Origin of the sequence: Nonomuraea sp. PA05, from assembly GCF_008086045.1 — a bacterium.
Classification (GTDB): Bacteria; Actinomycetota; Actinomycetes; order Streptosporangiales; family Streptosporangiaceae; genus Nonomuraea; species Nonomuraea monospora.
In genome coordinates this window covers 148,295-165,772 of record NZ_VSEY01000014.1, presented here as the reverse complement: position 1 = coordinate 165,772, position 17,478 = coordinate 148,295, and the positions used below count along the sequence as shown (strand labels likewise).

Below are 17,478 nucleotides of genomic sequence, written 5' to 3'. Positions count from 1 at the left end.
GTCTGATGGATAGTGCGGGAGGACACGGTGAGCACCGACCCGTGGGGCCGGGTAGACGACGACGGCACCGTCTACGTGCGTACGGCTGAGGGAGAGCGGGCCGTCGGCTCCTGGCAGGCCGGTGAACCCGAAGAGGCACTGGCCTACTTCCATCGCAAGTACGACGAGCTGGCCGGTCAGGTGCAGCTGCTCGAACAGCGTGTCAGGGGCACCGATCTGGCTCCGGCGCAGGCCGAGGCGAGCATCACCAAGCTGCGCGAGGCCGTCTCCGAAGCGCACGCCATCGGCGACCTCGACGCGCTGACGCGGCGGCTGGACGGCCTGACCGAGCTCGTCGCGCAGCGCCGCGAGGAGGTCAAGGCGGCTCGCGAGCACGCCAGGGCCGAGGCAAGGGCGGTCAAGGAGCGGATCGTCGGCGAGGCCGAGCGCATCGCCGAGGAGACCACCCACTGGAAGTCGGGTGGCGAACGGCTGCGCCAGCTCGTCGAGGAGTGGAAGGCCGCCGACCGCATCGACCGGGTCACCGAGGCCGCGCTGTGGAAGCGGCTGTCGGCCGCGCGCACGGCGTTCGCCAAGCGGCGCAAGCAGTACTTCGCCGGGCTGGACGAGCAGCGCGAGGGCGTCCGCGCGACCAAGGAGCGCATCGTCGCCGAGGCCGAGGCGATCGCCGACTCGACCGACTGGGGCCAGACCGCGGCCGTCTACCGCGACCTGATGCAGCAGTGGAAGAACGCCGGCAGGGCCTCCCGCGAGGCCGAGGACGAGCTGTGGGGGCGCTTCAAAGCCGCCCAGGACCAGTTCTTCCAGGCCCGTTCCGCGGTCTTCGCCGAGCGTGACGCCTCGCTGGCCGCCAACGCGGAGGTCAAGGAGGAGCTGCTGGCCGAGGCCGAGAAGATCCTCCCGGTCACCGACGTGCGCACGGCCAGGGGCGCGCTGCGGCACATCCTGGAGCGCTGGGAGGCCGCCGGCCCCGTGCCGCGCGAGCAGCGCGACCGGCTGGAGGGCGGGCTGCGCAAGGTGGACGAGGCCGTGCGCAAGGCCGAGGACGCCGAGTGGAAGCGCTCCAACCCCGAGGCCAGGGCCCGCGCCCAGAGCGCGGTGGACCAGCTCCGCACCTCCATCGAGCAGCTCGAGAAGCGGCTGTCCAAGGCGCAGGCCGCCGGGCGCGCCAAGGACGTCAAGGAGGCCGAGGAGGCGCTGATCGCCCGCCGTTCGTGGCTGGCGGAGGCCGAGCGCACGCTCACCGAGTTCAGCTAGGCCTCTCCCCCGGGTCGCCGTCGCCGATCGGGCGGCGCGCGACGGGGCCCGGGATCTAGGCTGGCGGGCATGGACCCCGTCTCGGCCGCGCGCGCGTTCGTCGAAGAGCTGTTCCCCGGCGCCCTGTACGCCTTCGTCGGCGGCAGCGTGCTCACCGGGCACCGCACCAGCACCTCCGGCCTCGACGTGATCGTGGTGCTCGACGGCCTGGCCACCCCTTACAGGGAGTCGCTGCGCTGGCGCGAGTGGCCGGTGGAGCTGTTCGCGCACAGCGAGACCAGCCTGGCCGTCTACGTCGGCGACGGCTTCGAGCAGCGGCGCCCCGTCCTGGCGCGCATCTGCGCCGAGGGCGCGGTGGTGACCGACAGGACGGGCGGCCGGGCCAGCGACCTGCAGAACGAGCTGGCCGAGCGCCTCGCCGACGGCCCCACGGGGCTGACCACCGGCCAGGCCGAGCGGTTCAGGTACGTGCTGTCCGACCTGCTGGACGACCTGTCGGGCGCGACCGACCCCGGCGAGCAGGCGTTCATCGGCTGGGAGGTCGTCCAGGCGACCGCGCGGACGGCGCTGGGCCTGGGGCGGGCGTGGCAGGGCAACGGCAAGTGGCTGCTGCGCGAGCTGCGCGCCTACGATGTGAAGCTGGCGGATGAGCTGCTGGCCGTCCGCGACGACCCCGCCAGGCTGGCCGCGGTGGCCACGGACGTCCTTGAGCGGGCCGGAGGGCGCCTCTGGGAGGGTTACCGGGCCCAGGGGGACCCCTTCCACCAGCCGCTGCGCCACGTGCCCGCAGGGACGCTCTCGGGCGAAACAGCCCAAAGCACCGGAATGCGGCGGCTGGCCGCCGTCAGCGGCGTCACCACCGGCTCGTCGCGGCTGTGGATGGGGCAGACCCACGTCTCCCCCGCCACCCGCTCGTCCGACCACCACCACGGCGCCTCCGAGACCGCCATCTACGTGGTCAGCGGCGCGCCGTCGTTCGTGTTCCTGGAGGACGGGCGGGAGCGGCGCATCGACGCGGGCCCCGGCGACTACGTGTTCGTGCCGCCTTACGTGCCTCACCGCGAGGAGAACCCCGACCCGTCACAGGAGGCGGTCGTGGTCATCGCGCGCAGCACCCAGGAGGCCATCGTCGTCAACCTGCCCGACCTGCGCCAGCACTGAAAGTTTCAGCCGTCGGCGCCGCTCACCGGCGGACACTGAACGTTTCAGCCGCCCGCGCCGCTCACCCGGTGGACGCTGAACGTTTCAGCCGCCGGCGCCGCTCACCCGGTAGACGTCGAAGACGCCCTGGATGTTGCGCACGGCCTTGAGCACGTGCCCCAGGTGCTTCGGGTCGCCCATCTCGAACGTGAACTTGCTGATCGCCACCCGGTCGCGCGACGTCGTCACCGACGCGCTGAGGATGTTGACGTGCTGGTCCGACAGCGTACGGGTGACGTCCGACAGCAGCCGCGGCCGGTCGAGCGCCTCCACCTGGATCGCCACCAGGAAGACGCTGTCGTCGCTGGGCGACCAGCTCACCTCCACCAGGCGGTCCGGCTGCGACTTCAGCGACTGCACGTTCGTGCAGTCGGCCCGGTGCACCGACACGCCGTGGCCCCGGGTGACGAAGCCGACGATCTCGTCGCCCGGCACCGGGGTGCAGCACTTCGACAGGCGCACCCACACGTCGGCGTCGCCGGCCACCACCACGCCCGCTCCGCCACCGCCGCGCGGACGGCCGCGCAGCCGCGTCGGCAGCGAGGTCTCGGCGATGTCCTCCTCGGCGCTGTCGACGCCGCCGATCGAGGCCACCAGCTTCTGCACGACCGCCTGGGCCGCGATGTGGCCCTCGCCGACGGCCGCGTACAGGGCGGACACGTCGGGATAGCGCAGGTCGCGGGCCAGCGCCAGCAGCGCCTCGCCGGACATCAGGCGCTGCAGCGGCAGGCCCTGCTTGCGCATCGCCCGGCCGATGGCCTCCTTGCCCGCCTCGATCGCGGTCTCGCGGCGCTCCTTGGAGAACCACTGACGGATCTTGTTGCGGGCCCGGCCCGACTTGACGAACTTCAGCCAGTCGCGCGACGGCCCGGCGTCCGGCGACTTGGAGGTGAAGATCTCCACCGTGTCGCCGTTGCCGAGCCGCGACTCCAGGGGCACCAAGCGGCCGTTGACGCGGGCCCCGATACAGCGGTGGCCCACCTCCGTGTGCACCGCGTAGGCGAAGTCGACCGGCGTGGCGCTCTCGGGCAGGGCGATGACCTGGCCCTTCGGCGTGAACACGTAGACCTCGGAGACCGACAGGTCGAAGCGCAGCGACTCCAGGAACTCGCCCGGGTCGGAGGTCTCCTTCTGCCAGTCGAGGAGCTGGCGCAGCCAGGCCATGTCGCTGCCCGGCTTCACCTTGCCCGTGGGGCCGGGCGCGCCGACCTCCTCCTTGTACTTCCAGTGCGCGGCCACGCCGTACTCGGCCCTGTGGTGCATCGCGTGGGTGCGGATCTGCAGCTCCACCGGCTTGCCCTCGGGACCGATCACCGTCGTGTGCAGCGACTGGTACATGTTGAACTTGGGCATCGCGATGTAGTCCTTGAACCGGCCCGGCACCGGGTTCCACCTGGCGTGGATCGTGCCGAGGGCCGCATAGCAGTCGCGCACGCTGTCGACCAGCACGCGGATGCCCACGAGGTCGTAGATGTCGTCGAAGGCGACGTCCCTGGCGATCATCTTCTGGTAGACCGAGTAGTAGTGCTTCGGCCGGCCCTTCACCACCGCGCGGATCTTCGCCTCGCGCAGGTCGCCGTGGACCTTCTCGATGACCTCCTGGAGGAACAGGTCCCTGCGCGGTGCCCGCTCCGACACCATGCGGGCGATCTCGTCGTACCGCTTGGGGTAGAGCATGGCGAACGCGAGGTCCTCCAGCTCCCACTTGATCGTGTTCATGCCCAGGCGGTGCGCCAGCGGAGCGAAGATCTCCAGCGTCTCGCGCGACTTCTGGTGCCGCTTGTGCTCCGGCAGGTACCGCATGGTGCGCATGTTGTGCAGGCGGTCGGCCAGCTTGATGATCAGCACGCGGATGTCGCGCGACATCGCCACGACCATCTTGCGGACGGTCTCGGCCTGCGCGGCGTCGCCGAACTTGACCTTGTCGAGCTTGGTGACGCCGTCGACCAGGGAGCCGATCGTGTCGCCGAAGTCGCCGCGCAGCTCGTCGAGGCTGTAGGCGGTGTCCTCGACGGTGTCGTGCAGCAGCGCCGCGCACAGCGTCTCGTCGTCGGTGCCCAGCTCGGCCAGGATCGTCGCCACGGCCAGCGGATGCGTGATGTACGGGTCTCCCGACTTCCGCTTCTGGTCACGGTGGTGGTAGGCGGCCACGTCGTAGGCGCGCTCGATCAGCCGCAGGTCGGCCTTGGGATGGGTGGCTCTGACCGTACGGAACAGCGGCTCCAGCACCGGATTCATGGCCCCACCCCCAAACCGCCTGCGACGCACCGCGGGCACGCCGGGCGCCTCGGCGCTGCCGGTTGCACCGCCGGTTTCGGTTACCTCGGGCACGACCACATCACGGGGCACTCAGACTCCTCCCGCACTGACTCCCCACGTAAAGCTCCTCACGTTTCGAGTCCAGATCCCCCAGTGTATCCAGGTGGCGAACCTGGACCGCCGGGGGCCGGGCTCAGACGATCAGCAGGGAGTGCACGTCCACCCCCGTCAGCCGCTCACGCCCCTTGAGGAACGCCAGCTCCATCAGCACGGCGATGCCGACGACCTCGGCCCCGGCCCGCTGCACCAGCTCCACCGCTGCCTTCGCGGTGCCGCCCGTGGCCAGCACGTCGTCGACCACCAGCACCCGGTCACCGGGCGCGAACGCGTCGCGGTGCACCTCGATGGTCGCGGAGCCGTACTCCAGATCGTAGGACTCTTCGAGGGTCGCGGCGGGCAGTTTCCCCTTCTTGCGCACCGGGACGAACCCGGCCGCCGCCCGGTAGGCCACCGGCGCGGCGAGGATGAAGCCCCGCGCCTCGATGCCCACGATCTTGTCCACCTGCCGGAGCCCGGCCAGCTCGTCCACCACGGCCGCCATCGCGACCGGGTCGGCCAGGAGCGGGGTGATGTCCTTGAACATGACGCCCGGCTTGGGGTAGTCGGGCACGTCCCTGATCCGGTCCAGGATCAGCGCGCTCAGCTCGGTCATCGGTGTTTCCCTCGCATTTCATCCAGCCGGCCGTCTGCCGGGCTCCATGATGGTGCATCCCGGCGCCACCCCGTACCGCCCCCCGCGAGCCCGTGCGGCTCCGCACACGTACGCGAGCAAGCTTGGCGCGCCCCTGCCACACGTACGCGAGCAGCGCCTCGCCAGCCTGGCGCAGTCGGCGCGACCGCGAACAGCGCCTCGCCAGCCTGGCGCGGCCGGCGCGCCCGCGAACAGCGTCGCGCGCGCGAGCCTGGGGCGGCCCCTCACGCGCGAACAGCGTCCCGCGGACCTTGTGCGCCCCGCAAGCGCGCGCACGGCGTTCGGGCGCACACGAAGGCGCCCCCGCCCCGTTCGAGGGGCGAGGGCGCCGTACGGAGCCTCGGGGCGGCTACCCCTTGGCTACCGCCGCGCTTTTGGAGCCCTTCGACCCCTTGCCCCCACCTCCGGTGGAGGCCAGCCGCCTGGCGATGGCCTGGTACTTCGGCTCGCGCTCCTTCAGCGTCACCAGCAGCGGCGTGGCGACGCACAGCGACGAGTACGTACCGACGATCATGCCGACGAACAGCGACAGCGACAGGTCCTTCAGCGTGCCCGCGCCGAGCACCGTGGTGCCGATGAACAGGATCGCCGCCACCGGCAGGATGGCGACCAGCGAGGTGTTCAGCGACCGGATCAGCGTGTGGTTCAGCGCGTTGTTGGCGGCCATCGAGTACGTCTGCTTGGACGTGTGCCCCAGCTTGGCCGTGACCTCCTTGATCATGTCGAACACCACGACCGCGTCGTAGAGCGAGTAACCGAGGATGGTCAGGAAGCCCAGCAGCGTCGCGGGCGTGACCTCGAAGCCCGACCAGGCGTAGATGCCGGCCGTGATGACGAGGTCGTGCACGAGCGCGACGATCGCGGCCAGCGCCATCTTCGGCTCGAACGCCATCGACAGGTACAGGATGATCGCCAGCATGAACACGCCGAGGCCGATCCACGCCTTCTGCGAGACCTCACCGCCCCAGGACGGGCCGATGGCCTGGATGCTGACCTGGTCGACCGGGACGCTGAAGTCCTTGGCGATGGCGCTCTGCACCTGGACCCGGGTGTCCTCCGACAGGCTCTCGGTGGTCGCCCGCCAGCCGTCGGTGCCGGCCTGCTGGACGATCACCTGGTGCACGCCCTCGTCGAGGACGGCCTGACGCACCTCCTGGACGGAGGTCTGGGTGGCCTTGAACGAGAAGATCGTGCCGCCCTTGAACTCCACGCCCAGGTTGAGCCCGTTGAACAGCAGACCGGCCAGCGAGACGACCAGCAGCAGGCCGGACAGGCTGTACCACAACCGCCACTTGCCGACGAAGTCGACGTCGATCTCGCCGCGGTAGAGGCGACGCGCAAGTCCCATCTCAGGCCTCCTGCGGAGTGGTCGTGCGGCCGGTCGACGACGTCTCGCTCATGCGCTCGGCGTCGAGACCCGACAGCGGGTGCCCCTTGGCGAAGAACTTCATCCTCGCCAGCAGAGCGATGAACGGCTTGGTGAACAGGAACACCACCACGATGTCGATCAGCGTGGTCAGGCCCATCGCGAACGCGAACCCGGCCACACCGCCCACCGCCAGGAAGTACAGCACGATGGCGGCGATGAACATGACGGCGTCGGCGATCAGGATCGTGCGCCGGGCACGGACCCAGGCCACCTCGACGGCCGCGCGGAGCGTCCGCCGTCCTTCCTTCATCTCATCACGAATACGTTCGAAATACACAATGAAGGAGTCGGCGGTGATACCGATCGAGACCACCAGGCCGATGATGTGCGGCAGCGAAAGCCGGAAGCCGGCGTTGTGGCCGAGCACGACCACCGCCGTGTACGTCAGGATCGTCGCCACCACGAGGCTCAGCACCGCGACGATGCCCAGGCCCCGGTAGTAGAGCAGACAGTAGAGCACGACCAGGCCGAGCCCGATGATGCCCGCGATCAGACCGCCTTCGAGCTGGTCCTGGCCCAGCGTCGAGGACACCGTGTCGACGGAGCTGCGGTTGAACTTCAGCGGCAGCGCGCCGTACTTGAGCTGGTCGGCCAGGTTGGTGGCGCTGGCCTGGTCGAAGCCGCCGGTGATCTCTGCGCGGCCGCCGGGGATCGGGCTCTGGATGACCGGGGCGGTGATGACCACGCCGTCGAGCACGACCGCGACCATGTTGCGCGGCTCGGGCGAGTTGTAGGCGGTGGTGGTGAGCTTGCCCCACTCGCCGGCGCCCTTGCTCTTGAAGTCGAGCTGGACGACCCACTCGGTGGTGCCCTGGCGCACGCCCGCCGAGGCCGTGTCGATGTCGGTGCCGACGACCTTGGCGACGTCGAGGACGTACTTGTAGCTGCCGTCGGTCTCGCAGCCCGCGTACTGCTTGGCCGGGTCGTCCTGGACGCCCTGGCCGCGGTTGGCGGGGTCGGAGCAGTCGAGCTTGTTGAACTGGGCCAGCACCGCCGGGTCGATGCCCGTGGTGTCGATGCCGGCGTTCGGGTCCTGCTGCGCGGGAGGCGTGCTGGCCTGCGCGCTCGGCGTGGCCTTGCCCGTCGGGGTGGCCTTGGCCGTCGGGGAGGTCTTGGCCTCCTGGCCCTTCTTGCCGCCCTGCTCCTGCTTGCCGTCCTGGCCGGTCTGCTGCTTGCCGTCCTGGCCCGTCTGGGTCTTGCCGTCCTGGCCGGTCTGGGTCTTGCCGTCCTGGCCGGTCTTCTGCGTCTCGGCCGGCTTGGCCGACGGGTCCGCGGCACCCGAGGCCGCGGGCGTCGGGGCGGTCAGAGCCGACGACAGCGCCTTACCCGTCGGGGAGGCGCTGGGCGTCGTGATCGACTGCGAGCTGGAAGGCTGCGTGGACGGCTGGGCCGTCGGAGAGGTGGAGGTGCCGGCCGACGGGCTCGTGGAGCCCGAGGGCGAGCCGCTCGGCGTCGGCGCGTTGGTGGCCAGATTCTGCGGGACCTGCGTGGCCGCCACGGCCAGCACCTGGCGGAAGCGGAGCTCCGCGGTGGTCGCGACCAGCTTGATGGCCTCGTTCTGACCGACGCCCGGGATCGAGATGATGATGTTGTCGCCGGACTTGGCGACCTCGGCGTCGGAGATTCCGGTGCCGTTGACCCGGTCGCGGATGATGTTGACCGCGCGGTCGAGGATCTCCTCAGGCGGCGACGCGTTGTTCTGGGTCACGGGTGTCAGAGTCACCGTGGTGCCGCCCGCGAGGTCGAGTCCCAGCTTCGGCGTGTACGCCTGCTGCAGGAACATCGTCCCGCCCAGGGCGAGGATGAGCGCCAGAAGCACGAGGAGCGTACGCCCCGGTCGGCTGTGGCGGCTGGTCGGTCGGGCCACTGGTCGTCAGTTCTTTCAGATAGAGGTTGTGTCGCAGAGCTTAGTCAGGACTGCTTGGTACTGGAGCCCTGGTCGCCGTCACGCTCTACGGTGGCCTCGGACTCCTTCTTGCCCTCTTCGTCGAGTTCGACCTGGTCAGCGGCCGACTCGTCGTCACTCACCGGGGCGTCGCCAGGAGTGACGACTCGGCCGATCGCGGCCTTGACCCAGCGGGTTTCGATCCCTGGCGCGACCTCGAGGACGACGTCCTCGTTGTCGACCGCCACGACGGTGGCGAACAGGCCCGTCGTGGTCATGACCCGGCTGCCCGGCGTCAGGGAGTTCTGCATCTGGACCGCCTCTTGCTGGCGCTTGCGCTGGGGGCGGATCAGCAGGAAGTAGAACACCACCACCAGAAGAATCAGCGGCAGGATGCTTCCGAGTTGTCCCATGTCCATAAGGGGCGACCTTCCATTGTCGTACAAGAAGTTGACACCGGCCTCGCGCCGGAAATTCCGTGCGTTGCGTCGGGCCGCGCCGCTCAGCCCGTCAGCCTACACAGCCAGCCAAGCCACGGAGTGTAGGCGCTTGTTATGAAACGCGGCAACGAGGCAGCGTTCCGGCGCGCGGGGAAGTTCCCATTTTGAAACGGTTGCAACCGATCTGTGATCACTCGAAAAGTGACGCTCCGAACGCATCCGGTGGCGGTGTCATCCCCAAATGCACCCATGCCGCCGCCGTGGCGACCCGGCCGCGCGGCGTCCTGGCCAGCAGCCCTTGCCGGACGAGGAACGGCTCGGCCACCACCTCGACCGTCTCCGGCTCCTCCCCCACGGCCACCGCCAGCGTCGACAGCCCGACCGGGCCGCCGCCGAACTTCTTCAGCAGCACGCCGAGCACCGCCCGGTCGAGCCGGTCGAGCCCCTCGCCGTCTACCTCGTACAGGTTGAGCGCCGCCGCCGCCACGTCCTGGTTGATCACACCGTCGGCCCGCACGTCGGCGAAGTCGCGCACCCGCCTCAGCAGCCGGTTCGCGATGCGGGGCGTGCCGCGCGAACGCCTGGCGATCTCGTGCGCGCCGTCGTCGGGCAGGCTCACCCCGAGCAGCCTCGCCGACCGGCGCAGCACCTGCTCCAGCTCGGAGCTCTCGTAGAAGTCCATGTGCGCGGTGAAGCCGAAGCGGTCGCGCAGCGGCGCGGGCAGCAACCCAGCCCGCGTGGTGGCTCCGACCAGCGTGAACGGGGCGATGTCCAGCGGGATGGCGGTGGCGCCGGGGCCCTTGCCGACGACGATGTCGACCCGGAAGTCCTCCATCGCCAGGTACAGCATCTCCTCGGCGGGCCTGGCCATCCGGTGGATCTCGTCGATGAACAGCACCTCGCCCTCCGACAGCGTCGAAAGGATCGCCGCCAGGTCGCCTGCGCGCTCCAGGGCGGGCCCTGAGGTGATGCGCAGCGGGGCGTTCAGCTCGGCTGCGACGATCATGGCCAGGGTGGTCTTGCCGAGGCCAGGCGAGCCGCTCATGAGCACGTGGTCGGGAGTGCTCTGCCTGCGCAGGGCGCTCTCCAGCACCAGCGAGAGCTGCTCGCGCACCCGGCCCTGGCCGATGAACTCGCTCAGGCGCTTCGGACGCAGGGCCGCCTCGATCTGCAGCTCGTCGCCGTCGGCCGTGGACGACAGGATCTCCTCCCGCTCAAGCCCCACGCCCGCACCTCCTCTGGGTCTCGGGATCCGAAGATGTCACCCTGCCGCCCGCAGCCCTCACCCCGGCGCTGTACGGGTGCGGGTCGCGGGGGGAGGGCACGCGAGCCCTCGCCTGCCCGGCGGGCTTCTGGGCCGAGGACGCGCAAGCCATCGGACGCCCGGCGGGCTCACGGGCGCAGAGCCGCTTGGCGGGCCTTTCCGCGCAGAGCGCAGGGATCGTTCGCCCCTCTGCGGGCCTTCGAGCGTGGAGGGCGGCAGCCGTCAGGCGCCCGGCGGGCTTCGGGGCGGCGGGCGTGGAAGTCATCGGACGCTCAGCGAGCGGAGGGCGGCCTTCAGGAGGGCGGCCACCTGCGGCTGGCGGCCGGCGGCGAGCTCGGCGTCGGCGTCCGGCTCGACGGCGGCGACGGCCTCGTCGGCGTCCTTGCCGGAATAGCCGAGCCCCACCAGCCCCGAGTGCACCTGGTCGCGCCACGCCGCCGCCCGGCGCCGGCCGTTGAGGGCGGCGTCCACGGCCTCCTCAGGCGTGCCGAGCCGGTCCTTCAGCTCCAGGATGATGCGTTGCGCCCCCTTCTGCCCGATGCCCGGCACCTGCGTGAGCGCCTTGACGTCGGCGCTGGCCACGGCGACCCGGAGCGCGTTGGGGGTGTGCACGGCGAGCATCGCCAGGGCCAGCTTGGGGCCGACGCCGCTGGCGGTCTGCAGGAGCTCGAACACGGCTCGCTCGTCGTCGGTGGCGAAGCCGTACAGGGTGAGTGACTCCTCACGCACCACCAGCGAGGTGGCCAGGCGCGCCTGCTCGCCCATCCTGAGGGTCGCGAGCGTGCCGGGGGTGCAGTGGGTGAGGATGCCCACGCCGCCGACCTCGATCACGGCCCCGTCGGGCGCGATCGCCGCCACCTTGCCCGCCACCGAAGCGATCACACCCGTCCTCCTGTCGTCAGCCGCGCCACGACCCGGCGGCCAGCCGAAAGCCGCGTCACGATTCGGCGGCCAGCCACTGGCCGCATCGCGGTCCGGCGTCCCATCGAAGATCGTGCCGTGCCCCGGCCTACTGCCGAGGAGCGCACCACGTTCCGGCTTCCTGTCATAGCGCATCCGGTGCCGAAGAGCCCACTCGCGCCACGCACGGCGGGCCGCGCCGTCATCGGGCCGGGTTCCTTCGGCTGGTGGCGCGGGCCAGGGCTTCGGCAAGGCGATGCTGGGCGCCGCCGCGCCACACGTGGCAGATGGCCAGCGCCAGGGCGTCGGCGGCGTCGGCGGGCTTGGGCATCTCGGACAGGCGCAGCAGCCGGGTGACCATGGCGCCGATCTGCTTCTTGTCGGCCGTGCCGCTGCCGGTGATGGCGGCCTTGACCTCCGACGGCGTGTGCAGGGCCACCGGAAGGCCGCGCCGGGCCGCGCACAGCACCGCGATGCCCGCGGCCTGGGCCGTGCCCATGACGGTGCGTACGTTGTGCTGGCTGAAGACGCGCTCCACCGCAACCGCGTCGGGCCGGACCTCGTCGAGCCAGCTTTCGATGCCGGCTTCGATGCCGACGAGCCGGGCGCCGAGCTCCTCGTCGGCCCCCGTGCGCACCACCCCGACGGCCACCAGGCTCAGTGGCGCGCCTGGGCGCCCCTCGACAGCACCGAGGCCGCACCGGGTCAGCCCCGGATCGACGCCCATCACCCGCACCGGCCCACCATCCCGTCGCCGAACATCTGTTCGGCATGAGACTTTACCCCGGCTGGGAGGGGTGTGCAGCGGAAGCGGGGATCAGAAGTAGTCGAGCATGTAGGGCTTGGCGGCGAAGGCGGCGTCGAGTGCGCCGTCGTATCGTTCATGTCCGGACATGAGGCCGGCGAGGCGGAGGGTTCGGGTGGGAACGCCGGCGTACAGGGCGGAGAAGCCGTTCACTGAGAGCTTGACGCCGGGCTCCCCGCAAGGCGTGGCAGCGCCGGATCCTTCGGAAACGGACAGCCGCCACGTGCCGCCGCCCCTGATCGGGTCGTCGACGGTGACGACGGCCTCACAGGACGCGTTCGAAGGAAAGCCCCTGCGTTCCACGGCCGCGCCCACGTCCAGCACCCGGAACATCCAGCGCACCTGCTGCACCTGCTCCTTCGTCCGCTCGCGCAGCAGCCACAGCACCGGGTCGTCCGGCGCCACGGAGGCGACGACCTCGCGCGCGATCGTGGAGGCGCTGCCGACCATGGACCACAGGGCCCGCAGGGTGTCGGAGGAGGCGGCGACGAGGTTCTCGACCTCCACGTCGTCGCCGCTCCACCGGTAGACGACGTAGCCGTCGTCGGCCAGGTAGAGGAAGTCGTCCTCGTTGGCCAGCCACAGGTTCCAGGTGTCCTCGTCCCACGAGATCGGCCCGCTCGACCGGGCGGCCCCGTGCACGCGGTGCAGCACCGCCATCAGCTCGGCGCCGTCGCCCGGCCCCATCCTGCGCAGCTTGACCTGCCCGGACGGCCGGATCCCGCGCAGCGACTCGGCCGGCAGGCGCACGTTGTACTGGGCTCCGGCGTGCTCGAAGCCGACCCCGCGGTAGATCGCCGTGGTGGCCGGGTAGAGCGCGGAGACGGCGTCGCCGAGCTCGGCCGCGCGGCCGATGACCGCGCGCATGATGGCGCTGCCGACGCCGCGCCCGCGGTCCTCCGGGTTGACCGTGACGCCCGCGACGCCCGCCATGGGCTGCGGCCTGCCGTGCCACCACTGCGTGAACCGGCGCAGCCGCGCCGCGGCGGCCAGCCGGGTGCCGTCGAACGCCCCCAGGTAGCGGCCCTCCCCCAGCGCCGGGAGCACGGCCTTGCGCCACTTCTCCCTGTCGTCGGCCGACAGCGGGCCGAACGAGCGCTTACGCAGGTCAAGGACGTCGTCGAGGTCTTCGGCAGTCAGGTCGCGTATCTCCACAAGCGGCCACCCTACGCACCCGGTGTGCGAAGGTGCGAGCCGTTTGTCCGGATGGCGAGCCGGTCCAGGTACAGGAGCTGGGCGGCCACCAGCGCGGCCAGCGCGACGGCGACGACGACCAGCGGCGTGGCGGCGGCCACGTCGGGCGAGGTCACGGCGAAGCCGGTGAGCTGGTTCGCCTGGGCCAGCGGGGTGGTGAACAGGTCCTGCTTCTGCACGACCAGCATCGGCCAGAGCAGGTCGTGGGCGTTCAGGAGGGCGGCGGCGCCGGTCAGGACGCCCGCCATGGGCAGGGACGGCAGCAGCACGCCGCCGAAGAAGTCGCCGGGGCGCGCCCGCTCGGCCAGGCCCTTGCACAGGAGCGTGAGCACCAGCAGCGCGGGGACGCTCACCAGGAGGGGCTGGAGGAGCGCGGGGAAGGTGTCGATGAGGCCGAGGTTGTGGACGTTCTGCCAGTTGGCGACGGAGAGCGGGCCGGGGCCGACGAACAGCCAGGGGGCGAAGAGCAGCAGCAGCCACTCGCTGGCCCTGCCCAGCGGGCGCAGGCCGCCGATGCCGAGGGCCGCCAGGTAGGCCACGCCCACCGAGACGATCGCGCCCGCGATGGCGGGCGCCCAGGTGTTCACCTGGGCGGTGACGGTGCCGGCCGGGGTGGCGGGCGAGGCGAGGACGCCGTCCATCCAGGGCCAGGTGAGGACGATGCCGACCGCGGTGACGAGCACGAGCGCGGCGACGCCCACCGCGGTCAGCCCGGCGGCCGGGGCCCTGGTGCCCGAAGAAAGGCTGTCCGGGGCCGGGGTGTGCGGGCCCGGGGTGTGCGCGCCCGGGGTGTGCGCGCCCGGGGTGTGCGGGGCAGGGGTGTGCGCGCCCGGGGTGTGCGGGGCAGGGGTGTGCGGGGTCAGCGTGATACTGAGCCGGGTGGCCGCCGCGACGACCGTGGCGACGATCCCCAGCACGCCGAGAATCACCCCCGTGAGGGCCGCCACGGACGCCCCAGGCCCGAACTCGGCCAGCCGGAAGGCGTAGTCGAACTGCAGCCCCGCGAGCGTCTCTGTGGCCCGCTGAGGGCCGCCTCGCGTGAGCACCAGCCCGATCGAGAACGTCTGGAGCCCCACGGCGACCACGGCGAGGCCGACGAGCACGCCGACGACCAGTGTCGCGGGGCCGGGGGTGCCGCCGCGCAGCGCGGGCAGGAACGCGATCACGGCCAGCGCGCACACCAGCCCGAACGTGGCCGCCGCGACGATCAGCCGCAGCGTGCCCGGCGCGGTCGCGGGCTCGCGCAGCCCCTCCGCCAGGCTGACCAGCCCGGACGCCTGCCCGATCGAGCCGCGCAGCCACGCCCCCGCGACCGCCACCGGCGAGAAGGCGACGATCGCCAGCGAGAGCACGATCCGCCCGGCGCGGCGGGTCCAGGTGCCCGCCCTGTCGAGCGCCAGCGCCAGCAGCGGCCCCACCACGACGGCCACCAGCAGCGGGATCACGGTCAGCGAGAAGGTGAAGCCCAGCGCCCGCCAGAAGGCGGCCTCGCCCAGCAGCTCGCCGTAGTTGGCCAGCCCCACGTAGGTGCTCTCCCGCAGCACGCCGCCGCTCTGGAAGCTGAGCCAGATCGTCTGGGCGGTCGGCAGCACCAGGGTGATGAGGGTGCCGAGCAGCGCAGGCACGGCCAGAAGCCAGCCGAGAGCGGATGACACATACGTCTGAGGAGGGGTGGGGGAAGTCACGTCGCCAGACCCTACGCTGCCCTGCGCCCTCTCGCACGCGATGAAACGCGTTGGGCAGGGAAGATCGCCATACGGCCTGATATGCACCGAATGCGGCGGGCAGCGGGCATGACGCGGGCATGACGGAGGGCCCGGCGTGCGCCAGGCCCTTGCGAAAAGCGTCCGTGCGCTAGTCGAGCGCCGCCAGCACCTCGTCCGAGACGTCGAAGTTGGCGAAGACGTTCTGCACGTCGTCGCTGTCCTCCAGCGCGTCGATGAGGCGGAACACCTTCTTGGCGCCCTCCTCGTCGAGCGGCACGCTCATCGTCGGCAGGAAGCCCGACTCGGCGGAGTCGTAGTCGATCCCGGCGTCCTGCAGCGCCTTGCGCACCGGCACCAGGTCACCGGCCTCGGAGACGACCTCGAACGTGTCGCCGAGGTCGTTGACCTCTTCGGCGCCCGCGTCGAGCACGGCCATCAGCACGGTGTCCTCGTCGAGCCCGTCGGCCTTGGGCACGATCACGACGCCCTTGCGGTTGAACATGTACGAGACGGACCCGGGGTCGGCCAGCGAGCCGCCGTTGCGGGTCAGCGCGACGCGCACCTCGGAGGCGGCACGGTTGCGGTTGTCGGTGAGGCACTCGATGAGCACGGCGACGCCGCCGGGCGCGTACCCCTCGTACATGATCGTCTGCCAGTCGGCGCCGCCCGCCTCCAGGCCACCGCCCCGCTTGCGCGCCCGCTCGATGTTGTCGTTGGGCACGGAGTTCTTCTTCGCCTTGAAGATGGCGTCGAAGAGGGTGGGGTTGGCGTCCGGGTCAGGGCCACCGGTCCGTGCCGCCACTTCGATGTTCTTGATGAGCTTGGCGAACAGCTTGCCGCGCTTGGCGTCGAGCGCGGCCTTCTTGTGCTTCGTCGTCGCCCATTTGGAGTGGCCGGACATTACCTAGAGCTCCCTCACCATGTCTACGAAGTAACGGTGCACGCGTACGTCCCCGGTGAGCTCGGGATGGAACGACGTAGCGAGCAACGGCCCTTGACGGACCGCGACGATCCTATCCCCAGGCTCGCACCTGCCCAGCACTTCGACGTCCGCGCCGAGGGATTCGACCCAGGGAGCCCGGATGAAGATCGCGTGTACCTGCTCCCCGGCGAAGTCGAGGTCGGACTCGAAGGAGTCGACCTGACGGCCGAAGGCGTTGCGCCTGACCACCATGTCGATGCCGCCGATGGTCTGCTGCCCGGCGATGCCGTCCTCGATACGGTCGGCCAGCATGATCATGCCGGCGCAGGAGCCGTAGGCGGGCATGCCCTCCTTGACGCGCAGGCGCAGCGGCTCCAGCATGTCGAAGGTCTCGGCCAGCTTCCACATCGTGGTCGACTCGCCGCCGGGGATGACCAGGGCGTCGACCGCGTCCAGCTCGGCGGGACGGCGCACGGCGGTGGCCGTGGCGCCTGCCTCCTGGAGCATGCGCAGATGCTCGCGCACGTCCCCCTGGAGGGCGAGCACACCGATCGAGGGCACAGTCGATCCTTTCGTCCGTGTACGGGTTCCGAACATTCAACACCAGGATGGCCTGGAGTCTTCCTAGAGGGTCACCTCGATGTGTGCGGGCTTGTGGTCCGACAGAGTGACCTCGCGGGCCACGTGGCAGCGCCGCACGCTGCCCTTGGGGGCGAAGAGGTAGTCGAGCTTCTTGCCTTCCCTGGTCCAGCCGCCGGTACGCCGCGCCCCCCGCTGGTCGCATTCCTGGTAGGCGCGGTAGAAGGGGGCGACGGCCCGGCGTCCGGCGGCGCTGCCGTAGCCGCTGTCGGGCGGCGAGACGTTGAGGTCGCCGCCGACGACGCTGCGGTACCCGGGCTTGGCGGAGATCTCCAGCAGCCGCCGGAGCTGCCTGGTGCGGTACGGGGCGCCCGGCTGGCGGTCGTCGTAGGCGGTGCCCGCGGACAGGTGGGCGCCGCAGGCGCGGACCTTCCTGGCGGGCAGGTCCGCGCAGATGGCGGCTCGTTTGACGTACCAGGGCGGGGCGGGCAGCGGGTGGACCTCGACGGCCGCGTCGCCCGCCACCGCGACCGCGATGCTCTGCGCGCCGCGCGGGCGGCCGAGCAGGTCGGGATGGCAGGCGTACGGGGTGCCGTCCTGGTTGGTCAGGCCCCAGGAGCCGACCGTCCAGGACCGCCCGGTGCGTTGTTCGAGCCACAGCTCCAGCGCGCCCGTCGCGCCGGTGCAGAACTCCTGGAGGAAGATCACTTCTGACCGGCGCGCGAGCGCCTGCCCGCCGACGTGCCCGGCGAGCTCGACGGCGGTCGCCCGGTAGAGGCGGCAGTTCGCGTTGGTCCCGGTGCAGACGTTCCAGGTCATCACGGCCAGGTTCGCCTGCTGGACGGGAAGGAGAGCGGACAGGAGCAGGATGATGTGTCCCACCATGG

The 17,478-nt window shown here is 71.1% G+C and carries 15 protein-coding genes; 2 read left to right on the top strand and 13 right to left on the bottom strand.

The annotated features are described in order from the left end of the window. Positions 1 to 27: 27 nt before the first annotated feature. Together FXF51_RS23015 and FXF51_RS62735 are read left to right on the top strand one after the other, a co-directional pair. Positions 28 to 1,257: a DUF349 domain-containing protein gene (locus tag FXF51_RS23015; RefSeq protein WP_148436590.1), complete on the top strand. Its 1,230-nt coding sequence runs from the start codon at positions 28 to 30 to the stop codon at positions 1,255 to 1,257. Positions 1,258 to 1,326: 69 nt separating this feature from the next. Beyond that, the gene (locus FXF51_RS62735; RefSeq protein WP_262379769.1) at positions 1,327 to 2,418 is read left to right on the top strand and encodes a cupin domain-containing protein; all 1,092 of its coding nucleotides are present in this window, start codon (positions 1,327 to 1,329) and stop codon (positions 2,416 to 2,418) included. 84 nt (positions 2,419 to 2,502) lie between these two features. Here the strand turns inward: FXF51_RS62735 and FXF51_RS23005 are convergent, their stop codons facing one another. The 13 genes from FXF51_RS23005 to FXF51_RS22945 all read right to left on the bottom strand — a co-directional run bounded on the left by FXF51_RS23005 (position 2,503) and on the right by FXF51_RS22945 (position 17,476). Continuing rightward, complete coding sequence (locus FXF51_RS23005; RefSeq protein ID WP_148436589.1) at positions 2,503 to 4,695, bottom strand: RelA/SpoT family protein; 2,193 nt, start codon at positions 4,693 to 4,695, stop codon at positions 2,503 to 2,505. 214 nt (positions 4,696 to 4,909) lie between these two features. Then, positions 4,910 to 5,428, bottom strand: a complete 519-nt coding sequence (locus FXF51_RS23000) for an adenine phosphoribosyltransferase (RefSeq protein WP_148436588.1) — start codon at positions 5,426 to 5,428, stop codon at positions 4,910 to 4,912. Positions 5,429 to 5,816: 388 nt separating this feature from the next. Next, on the bottom strand, positions 5,817 to 6,815 hold the full coding sequence (secF, locus tag FXF51_RS22995) for a protein translocase subunit SecF (RefSeq protein WP_148436587.1): 999 nt from the start codon (positions 6,813 to 6,815) through the stop codon (positions 5,817 to 5,819). 1 nt (position 6,816) lies between these two features. Further along, positions 6,817 to 8,715 (bottom strand): protein translocase subunit SecD, encoded by a 1,899-nt coding sequence (gene secD / locus FXF51_RS22990; RefSeq protein WP_148436586.1) that lies wholly within the window; start codon positions 8,713 to 8,715, stop codon positions 6,817 to 6,819. Between the two features lie 92 nt (positions 8,716 to 8,807). After that, positions 8,808 to 9,200 (bottom strand): preprotein translocase subunit YajC, encoded by a 393-nt coding sequence (yajC, locus tag FXF51_RS22985; RefSeq protein ID WP_148436585.1) that lies wholly within the window; start codon positions 9,198 to 9,200, stop codon positions 8,808 to 8,810. 211 nt (positions 9,201 to 9,411) lie between these two features. Further along, a complete protein-coding gene (gene ruvB / locus FXF51_RS22980; protein WP_148436584.1) occupies positions 9,412 to 10,446 on the bottom strand; it encodes a Holliday junction branch migration DNA helicase RuvB in 1,035 nt (344 codons plus the stop codon). Positions 10,447 to 10,746: 300 nt separating this feature from the next. Continuing rightward, entirely contained in the window at positions 10,747 to 11,367 is a 621-nt protein-coding gene (ruvA, locus tag FXF51_RS22975) for a Holliday junction branch migration protein RuvA (RefSeq protein WP_148436583.1), read from the bottom strand. Positions 11,368 to 11,587: 220 nt separating this feature from the next. Beyond that, on the bottom strand, positions 11,588 to 12,121 hold the full coding sequence (gene ruvC, locus FXF51_RS22970; RefSeq protein ID WP_148436582.1) for a crossover junction endodeoxyribonuclease RuvC: 534 nt from the start codon (positions 12,119 to 12,121) through the stop codon (positions 11,588 to 11,590). An 81-nt stretch (positions 12,122 to 12,202) separates the two neighbouring features. Then, complete coding sequence (gene eis, locus FXF51_RS22965; protein WP_262379768.1) at positions 12,203 to 13,345, bottom strand: enhanced intracellular survival protein Eis; 1,143 nt, start codon at positions 13,343 to 13,345, stop codon at positions 12,203 to 12,205. 11 nt (positions 13,346 to 13,356) lie between these two features. Beyond that, positions 13,357 to 15,009: a carbohydrate ABC transporter permease gene (locus FXF51_RS22960; protein WP_148436581.1), complete on the bottom strand. Its 1,653-nt coding sequence runs from the start codon at positions 15,007 to 15,009 to the stop codon at positions 13,357 to 13,359. Positions 15,010 to 15,238: 229 nt separating this feature from the next. Beyond that, on the bottom strand, positions 15,239 to 15,991 hold the full coding sequence (locus tag FXF51_RS22955) for a YebC/PmpR family DNA-binding transcriptional regulator (protein WP_148436580.1): 753 nt from the start codon (positions 15,989 to 15,991) through the stop codon (positions 15,239 to 15,241). Positions 15,992 to 15,994: 3 nt separating this feature from the next. Beyond that, positions 15,995 to 16,609, bottom strand: coding sequence for a pyridoxal 5'-phosphate synthase glutaminase subunit PdxT (gene pdxT, locus FXF51_RS22950; protein ID WP_148436579.1), 615 nt, complete (start codon positions 16,607 to 16,609; stop codon positions 15,995 to 15,997). 27 nt (positions 16,610 to 16,636) lie between these two features. Continuing rightward, complete coding sequence (locus FXF51_RS22945; protein ID WP_148436578.1) at positions 16,637 to 17,476, bottom strand: endonuclease/exonuclease/phosphatase family protein; 840 nt, start codon at positions 17,474 to 17,476, stop codon at positions 16,637 to 16,639. Positions 17,477 to 17,478 lie beyond the last annotated feature (2 nt).

What these genes read in the sequence shown, in the direction of transcription:
- pdxT (WP_148436579.1), bottom strand. Translation starts at nt 16,609, where the DNA reads ATGTTCGGAACCCGTACACGGACGAAAGGATCGACTGTGCCCTCGATC.
- FXF51_RS22955 (WP_148436580.1), bottom strand. Translation starts at nt 15,991, where the DNA reads ATGTCCGGCCACTCCAAATGGGCGACGACGAAGCACAAGAAGGCCGCG.
- FXF51_RS23005 (WP_148436589.1), bottom strand. Translation starts at nt 4,695, where the DNA reads ATGAATCCGGTGCTGGAGCCGCTGTTCCGTACGGTCAGAGCCACCCAT.
- secF (WP_148436587.1), bottom strand. Translation starts at nt 6,815, where the DNA reads ATGGGACTTGCGCGTCGCCTCTACCGCGGCGAGATCGACGTCGACTTC.
- FXF51_RS62735 (WP_262379769.1), top strand. Translation starts at nt 1,327, where the DNA reads ATGGACCCCGTCTCGGCCGCGCGCGCGTTCGTCGAAGAGCTGTTCCCC.
- FXF51_RS23000 (WP_148436588.1), bottom strand. Translation starts at nt 5,428, where the DNA reads ATGACCGAGCTGAGCGCGCTGATCCTGGACCGGATCAGGGACGTGCCC.
- yajC (WP_148436585.1), bottom strand. Translation starts at nt 9,200, where the DNA reads ATGGACATGGGACAACTCGGAAGCATCCTGCCGCTGATTCTTCTGGTG.
- FXF51_RS22945 (WP_148436578.1), bottom strand. Translation starts at nt 17,476, where the DNA reads ATGGTGGGACACATCATCCTGCTCCTGTCCGCTCTCCTTCCCGTCCAG.